Source organism: Psychrobacter sp. (assembly GCF_036731945.1).
Taxonomy (GTDB): Bacteria; Pseudomonadota; Gammaproteobacteria; order Pseudomonadales; family Moraxellaceae; genus Psychrobacter.
The window spans coordinates 21,441-28,415 of sequence record NZ_DAINDI010000025.1 but is presented as its reverse complement, the minus strand read 5'-3'; the positions used below and the strand labels follow the sequence as shown (position 1 = coordinate 28,415).

5 protein-coding genes are annotated in these 6,975 nt (G+C 43.7%); 1 reads left to right on the top strand and 4 read right to left on the bottom strand.

Annotated features, from left to right (window positions below):
* Positions 1-1,252, top strand: a 1,252-nt coding sequence (locus V7D75_RS06930; RefSeq protein WP_333613967.1) for a translocation protein TolB, incomplete at its 5' end; no start/stop codon positions are given.
* 192 nt (positions 1,253-1,444) lie between these two features.
* On the opposite strand, the gene V7D75_RS06925 is transcribed toward V7D75_RS06930, so the two are convergent.
* The 4 genes from V7D75_RS06925 to V7D75_RS06910 form a co-directional block, all read right to left on the bottom strand.
* The gene (locus tag V7D75_RS06925; protein ID WP_333613966.1) at positions 1,445-2,122 is read right to left on the bottom strand and encodes a c-type cytochrome; all 678 of its coding nucleotides are present in this window, start codon (positions 2,120-2,122) and stop codon (positions 1,445-1,447) included.
* 1 nt (position 2,123) lies between these two features.
* Complete coding sequence (locus tag V7D75_RS06920) at positions 2,124-3,725, bottom strand: flavin monoamine oxidase family protein (RefSeq protein WP_333613965.1); 1,602 nt, start codon at positions 3,723-3,725, stop codon at positions 2,124-2,126.
* Positions 3,726-3,932: 207 nt separating this feature from the next.
* Complete coding sequence (locus V7D75_RS06915; RefSeq protein ID WP_333613964.1) at positions 3,933-5,387, bottom strand: cytochrome c; 1,455 nt, start codon at positions 5,385-5,387, stop codon at positions 3,933-3,935.
* Between the two features lie 931 nt (positions 5,388-6,318).
* Entirely contained in the window at positions 6,319-6,948 is a 630-nt protein-coding gene (locus V7D75_RS06910) for a flavodoxin family protein (RefSeq protein WP_333613975.1), read from the bottom strand.
* Between the last annotated feature and the right edge of the window lie 27 nt (positions 6,949-6,975).

The following is a 6,975-nucleotide window of genomic DNA, read 5'->3' as shown; positions in this document are numbered from 1 at the left end:
TACCTCAAGCTTATTGCTTGCTCCTAGCGTCTTGGCGGCGCCTGTCGTTTTAGAATTGGATTATGAGATTCCGGTACAACAAAGCCAAGTGGCTTTTGTCTCCTTTGCTGGCGATTCTACTTTGTCACCGATTATCTTAAATGATTTAAGCAAAACTGAGCTAAAAGTAACCAGTCAAAACCTACCGCAGCAGCCACACAGCAGTAGCGAGTTAGCCGGTACCCTGCCGGTTTGGCAAAGCATGGGCATTCCTTATCTTGTCATCGGTAGCACGCGCAGCAATCGCGGTAAAGTGGTCACCGATTATGAAGTCGTTGAGGTTAAAACCGGACGCGTGATCGAAGGCAAGCAAACGTTAACCGCTGATAATAATAAGGAAAGCATGCGTTACGCCGCCCACGTGATTGCGGACAAAGTATATGAGCTGATCACCGGCATTCCCGGCGACTTCTCAGGGCGTATTGCTTATATCGAAGAAATCGGCACCGGCAAAGAGAAAATCTCGCGCTTAAAGGTTATGGATGCTGACGGCGAAAACGCCAAAACCATCACAGAAGTGGCAGGCTCTATCTTCTCGCCGACTTGGTCGCCTGATGGCAATCGCATTGCTTATTCAGTCCAGCGTGATAAGTCTTATCCTGTCATCTATATTCAAAGCGTAAGCGGCGGCGGGGCTACGCCATTAACCCCATTCCCAGGTAGCAACCTTAGTCCGTCATTTTCGCCCGATGGTAGCAAGATATTGTTTTCTAGTAGCTTTGAGGGTAGCGCCGATATTTATGAGATGAGCGCTAGTGGCGGTCAACCACGACGTCTGACCAATTGGCCAAGCAGTGAAGTACAACCAAGTTATGCCCCTGATGGCAAATCTTTTGTCTTTGTTAGTGACCGTGCAGGGTTTAACAAACCTCGCATCTATCGTTATGAGTTTGGTTCAGGCCGTACCACGCAAGTATCGAATAGTGGCTATGCGACCAGCCCGCAGTTTAGTAGCGATGGCTCGCAAATCGCCTTTTTAAGTGGTCGTTCAGCTGCCATCATGAACAGTAGCGGCGCCATTACTGCGAACTTAGGCGCTACAGGTATCGATGAAGCACCAAGTTTTTCACCGAACGGTAAGCGCGTGGTTTTCGCTTCAAAGCAGGGCGGGAAAGGCGTACTGACTATTAAGTCCTTAAACGGCGGCGAAGCATTCGGTAAATCTGGTCAAGGCACTATCCGCTCCCCAGTTTGGTCATCTAGTCCTAGATAACTTAGATAACTTAGCCATCTTTATTACGTAAAATAGGGTTAGGCGATACTGAATGCTCACAAATAAAAAAGCGCTCGATAAACATATCGGGCGCTTTTTCTAAATGAGAATAACGATTTACTGCTTACATTAATCATTAAGCCTTAAAATTGATGAGCTAAAAGCTTGAATAATAACGTTACTCATCAAACGTTACTCATCACTTGGATCGCCAGCTGAGGGGTTAGCATGTCGTAGCTGAGCCACATCTTCAGCGGTCACTGTATCTGTATAATTATTAAGCTCACTATGCACATACTGAGTCACCGCAGCCAACTGTTCATCATTCATCATGCCATGAAATGATGGCATACCGCGAAAACCATTAATTAAGATGTCAATAACGTAATATTTTGACTGCATTTTACTGTTGTTAGCCAGTGGTGGATAATAACCTGCACCGTAAGCACCCTCACCTTTATGCATATGGCAAGCAGCACAAGAGTCGTGATACAGCTTTTTGCCATCTGTCGTTACAAAAGCATTTGTCCCTTCAAACTTGGTTTCCCATTCAGCAATACTTGGATCACTGTCCATACGAGGCAGTGATGAGTCATCGACGATATTGGTAGTAGGAGCAGCAAGCTCCTCACGACTCATGTAGACCGATCCCCAAGCGCCATTGTTTCGACTTGCTTGGTAGTCAGTCGTCGCTTCAGTATCTAGTTGTTGTTTACTTGCCATTGTCTCTACATCATCTGAATGTTGACTACAGCCTAAAAGTACCGCACTGCTCATTGCACTCATTAATATTACAGTCAGCAACTTAGGTGTCATGTTTTTTACGATTGCATTGTCCATGATAGCCTCTGAATTTTTATAATTATTCATATTAACCCAGCATTTTTGCTTTTTTATGTAGGCGCTTTGCGGCATCCATACCTGATAAAATAGCGCCTTCTTGCCATGCTGGAATGTGTGAGCAATGCTCGCCCGCCAATACAATACGGTTATCTATACTGCATAAGGTGTCATAATGCTGCCGACGAGTTGATTCATTCCAAATACCATAACAACCGAGTGTCCAAGGAATACGATGCCAGACGACTGACGTACCAGCGCGGAACTCTTTTGGATACTGCGGATGAATATATTTACCGTAGGCAAGCGCAACGTTGATACGCTCCTGCGGGGTTAAACTATTAAATTTATAAGATGTTGGACCATAACCATAGGCACCCAATAATACTCCCGTACCTGTTTTAAACATATTTTGCGAAGGGTAGGAAATCTGTGCAATAGGCATATTTGTATAGGATACACCACCATAGATCCACTCATCTTCCTCCCAAAAGCGGCGATTAAACTCTAAGCCAACTTTATAAGAAGTCTCATAAGGAATAGCAGCCATGGCTTGTTTCATGGGTTTTGACACATTAATGTCAAGCTGGGTCAATACGGTTAAGGGAATATTACAGACACACCAATCGGCACGGATGGTTTTGGTTGCGCCATCTGGATTGTTGCTATCAACATAATCAACTGTGACGCCGCTTTCATCTTGATGAATTTTGGTCACTTTGGCATTAAACTCAATCATATCGCGGCATTCGCGAGTGAATGCATCGCCAATTTTACCCATACCCCCAACAGGCTGGAACATGGTTGGTTGATGCACGTAAACATTATGATTATTGTAAATATCGGCCCACATACCAGAATTTAATAGCTCACTCATCGGTAAAACTTTTGAAGGTTTTGCATTGGGCATTAATCCACCACCCGGTAATACGCTAAAACCACGGTGCCCACTGGTTTCATGACTGGTTCGATAACGATAGTCTTTATCGAGCGCACCCCAGCCTTTTAGGCCTTCAAGTAGTTTTTCTTTGTCTTCTTTATTCACAGAACGATCAAGACCGCCGACATTGACTGCTTTTGATAATAATTCTGATACGTGCCCTTTAATGTCATTTTTTACATCACCTAAGCGCTGCGGTACACCATTAAAATGATCAGTACGATGTAAATACGCACGGTCATTGGTTTGAATAAAGGGCTGCATCTCAACGCCAAACTGTTTGCAATAATGGAAAACGGCATAGTGATGACTTGGTAGACGCCATGGTCCACCATTGAAATAGTTACCCTCTTCAAAATCACAAGTAACTTCTTCGCCGCCAAGCTCAGTATATTTATCACCGCTATTGAGAGTCCAGCTACGTCCGCCGCCGCGATTTTGGAACTCGAGGACTTTGACGTTATAGCCTGCCTTACGCAGCTCATACGCCGCGGTCAGTCCACCAAGACCTGCGCCTAAAACGATGATACTAGCACCGGGAGGCGCCCCTTTTAAATCCATCGTTTCTTTAAAACTTGATTCTGAGGCAAACCCTAATGTCGTCATTGCTTGATACATGGCGGTTGCACCCGCTGTTTTACCAATCATCGAGAGCAGTTGGCGCCGCGTTGGTGATTGAAGCATGTCTTTCATAATAATATCCTTAAAGTAGACGTTCGTACATAACAGTAGGCACTTGTTCTATTTGTAGTAAACCCTCATTTCATTCCTAAGTGTTTTTAGCATTTATCAGCTTGGCTTAACTCTGCGCTTATTTGCCAAGCTATCATGCCCTACCGTCTTGCCGTTAATCCCTGTCTGGTAATAAATTCTAAGCTCGTTGCAATAGTTAAACTATAATTAACGACGGCGTCTAGAACGTAAAATGGCTCGTACAATAAATATGATAATCAAAATCGCGACAATGATACCGACTATCGCTAGCAAACCTGCGTACTTAATTAAAAAAGGCTTTTCGACGCCTATAGACGCGATGCGCTCAATATCAGCGGCACTGACCTCACTGTTTGGATGACCGCCAAAGCTAGTACGGACATAGTTGGTGATACCTGCAATCTGCTCACTGCTGAGCTCTTCTGAAAATCCTGGCATGATAGGCGAGGTATTGGTCGCGCTCTCTACCCCATGCAAAATCATATTAACGAGAGCGTCAGGCTTTTCGCGGCGAAGACTGCTCAGTCCAACGATAGGCGCGTAACGCGCGTCAGGTTGACCATAACCATCGACACCATGACAGCTACCACAAACGGCTAAATATAACGCTTCTGGTGAGTTACTACCGTTACTTACTTCTGACTTAGCTTGCGCCAAGTAATCTTTTTGCGCCAGTAAGTCATGCGTGATAGATTCGTTCACAGGCGTTGGCAGGCGCGCCACATTGACGCTATTGACCTTGTCTTCTGTTTGGATAGCGGGTATGGCTTTTAGATAAGAGGCAATCGCACTCAAATCTTCATTTTTCAAATAACGCGTACTGTGCGCGACCGCTTCGCCCATTGGCCCACCTGCATAGGCGCGTTGGTCAAGCTCACCGGTGCGTAGATACGTGATAATATCCTGCTCGCTCCAACTGCCGATACCGCTCGACTCGTCAGGCGTGATGTTCGGCGCATGCCAATTACCAAGCGGCGCACCTGATAAATACATTTTTTTATCAAAGCCCATGGTGCTATTACGCGGCGTATGACAAGTGCCGCAATGCTCGAGATTGTTGACCAAATACTCACCCCGTTTTTGGGTTTCATTTAGACCGTCGCGCTTTTCAGTAGAGGGTATATTGAGCAGATTCCAACCAATCATTAAGCTACGGATATTAAAGGGGAACGGTAATTTGGTTTCTTGCTTAGGGGCTTCATCAACAGCCGGAACGGTTTGCAGATAAGCAAACAAGGCGCTGATATCCTCTTCTTTCATACCGCTATAAGAAGGATATGGCATGGCAGGATATAGCATATGGTCAGGCGCCCGACCTTTTTGCAAAGCGTTCTTTAAATCTGCTTCGGTATAATTGCCGATACCGTAACGTTTAGAAGGGGTAATATTGGTTGAATAAATCTTCCCCATCGGGGTTTCAATCGCTGTGCCGCCCGTGTAATTCTCACCGTGACAAGCCATACAGTCAGCGGCACGTGCAATATAGGCACCGCGGTTGACAAGCTCGCTATTGGCGGGGCTTACATTAGGTAAGCTAGCATCGGGTAAATTGGCATTAGGAAGGTTAGCACCTTCAGCCATCGCGGCGCTGGAAGTAATACCAATGACAAGCATCGATAACATCACAGAAAGTGGCTTCATAATATCCTCATATAGCTGGCACCTAGGGTGTTGTAATTATTATTAGAACGATTGGTCAGGATATGACATTTGATATTGAGTAAAATCATTAAAATAATGTTAATACTCAACTTATAATCCATTACATGATTTAGCAAATCGTCCAGTAAAATGCTTAATAAAGTGGCGTGATAAAAACAACTTAATAAAGATAGTTTCTAAATAATGTCTGCTCACCCCACTAATGTAAAACTATTTCACGACTATTACTTGAATAGTAACTCATTCACTGCACGTTTTTACAAAACTTAAAAAAACCTCTTATAAAGCTTCATTCACACTCAATCACTATGTTTTTTCATATTATAATTTTAATTAATACAATTAATCCCTTAAAAAACAATTACTAAACTTAGAAAATATTCAGCTTCTCAGATTAATCAAATGAGATAAGTCGTCATATATATCAAAAAACGACTTCTATGCTTGTTATTACAGGTTTTAAACGTACATAATGGATACATAGTGCTTGTTATAATCTACCCTGTATTTAGCATGAACTTTGTCCTACTCGCAAAAACCCTTTTGACTGATGCAGCATTTTATTTATGATAAATGCTGTTTAATATCGCCAACCATTGCCATATTGCCAATAACGCTCGAGATGTCCTTATGAAATCACTCTTCTTTATATTTACGTTGGCAGCGACAATCCCTGTAGCAGGTTGCCAATCTTTTCAGTTTGTCGAAAGTCCGATACCTGTTAAAAATGTTTCTTCTGAAAGGGTGTCTTCTAAAACGCTTATTGTGGAAAATTTATCCAACGCGCGCCGACCCACTAACGCTGTTCCCTTTCAAATCCCTTCGACTACAAATAATGGCCAATAAAAAGCAGCTATCGGTTTGATAGCTGCTTTTGTAAGTTATTAATAATCAATAGAAATATTTAACTTTAATCTTCTGCAATGACTATTTGTTTTTTAGGCTGATGCTTGATAATAGTCTTAGCCAAATGATCGCCAAACCAAATGGCGGTATCAATATCACCTGCGCCAGGCGTGACTTCAGGCGGCCCATCTAGCGACTGTGTCATCAAACCAAGAAAGCTCGAAAGACGATTTAAATCATGTGATTCATGTCCTGTTGGCATCAGTGGTAAACCGATCCAATTCATTCCGTGCTGCATGGCATAGAGACAAATCTGCTGCAGGACGGCAAGCTTATCACCGCTCAGACCGCCCGAATTGGCAAAACCTGCGGCCCACTTGCCTTCCCATTTACGGTGATACCAACGCTTAGAGGTCTCATCCATAAAAGTCTTAAAGCCTGCGGTCACGCTGCCCATATACACGGCACTACCGAACACCAATAAATCCGCCTGATCGACAAAATCCCAATCAACGTCATGGACATCTACTGCCTTAACCTGCGAATCTGGTAATTGTTGACGCGCGCCCGTCACCACTGCTTCGGCAACGCGTTTGGTATGCCCATAATTACTATGATAAATAACCGCCATCGATATGTTAGCGAGTTTGTTCTCATACTCTAAAATGGCAGGCGGTGTGGCAGGTGTATTCATACGAACTCTAATAGTGACAATTAAGAA

What these genes read in the sequence shown, in the direction of transcription:
- V7D75_RS06925 (WP_333613966.1), bottom strand. Translation starts at nt 2,122, where the DNA reads ATGAATAATTATAAAAATTCAGAGGCTATCATGGACAATGCAATCGTA.
- V7D75_RS06920 (WP_333613965.1), bottom strand. Translation starts at nt 3,725, where the DNA reads ATGAAAGACATGCTTCAATCACCAACGCGGCGCCAACTGCTCTCGATG.
- V7D75_RS06915 (WP_333613964.1), bottom strand. Translation starts at nt 5,387, where the DNA reads ATGAAGCCACTTTCTGTGATGTTATCGATGCTTGTCATTGGTATTACT.
- V7D75_RS06910 (WP_333613975.1), bottom strand. Translation starts at nt 6,948, where the DNA reads ATGAATACACCTGCCACACCGCCTGCCATTTTAGAGTATGAGAACAAA.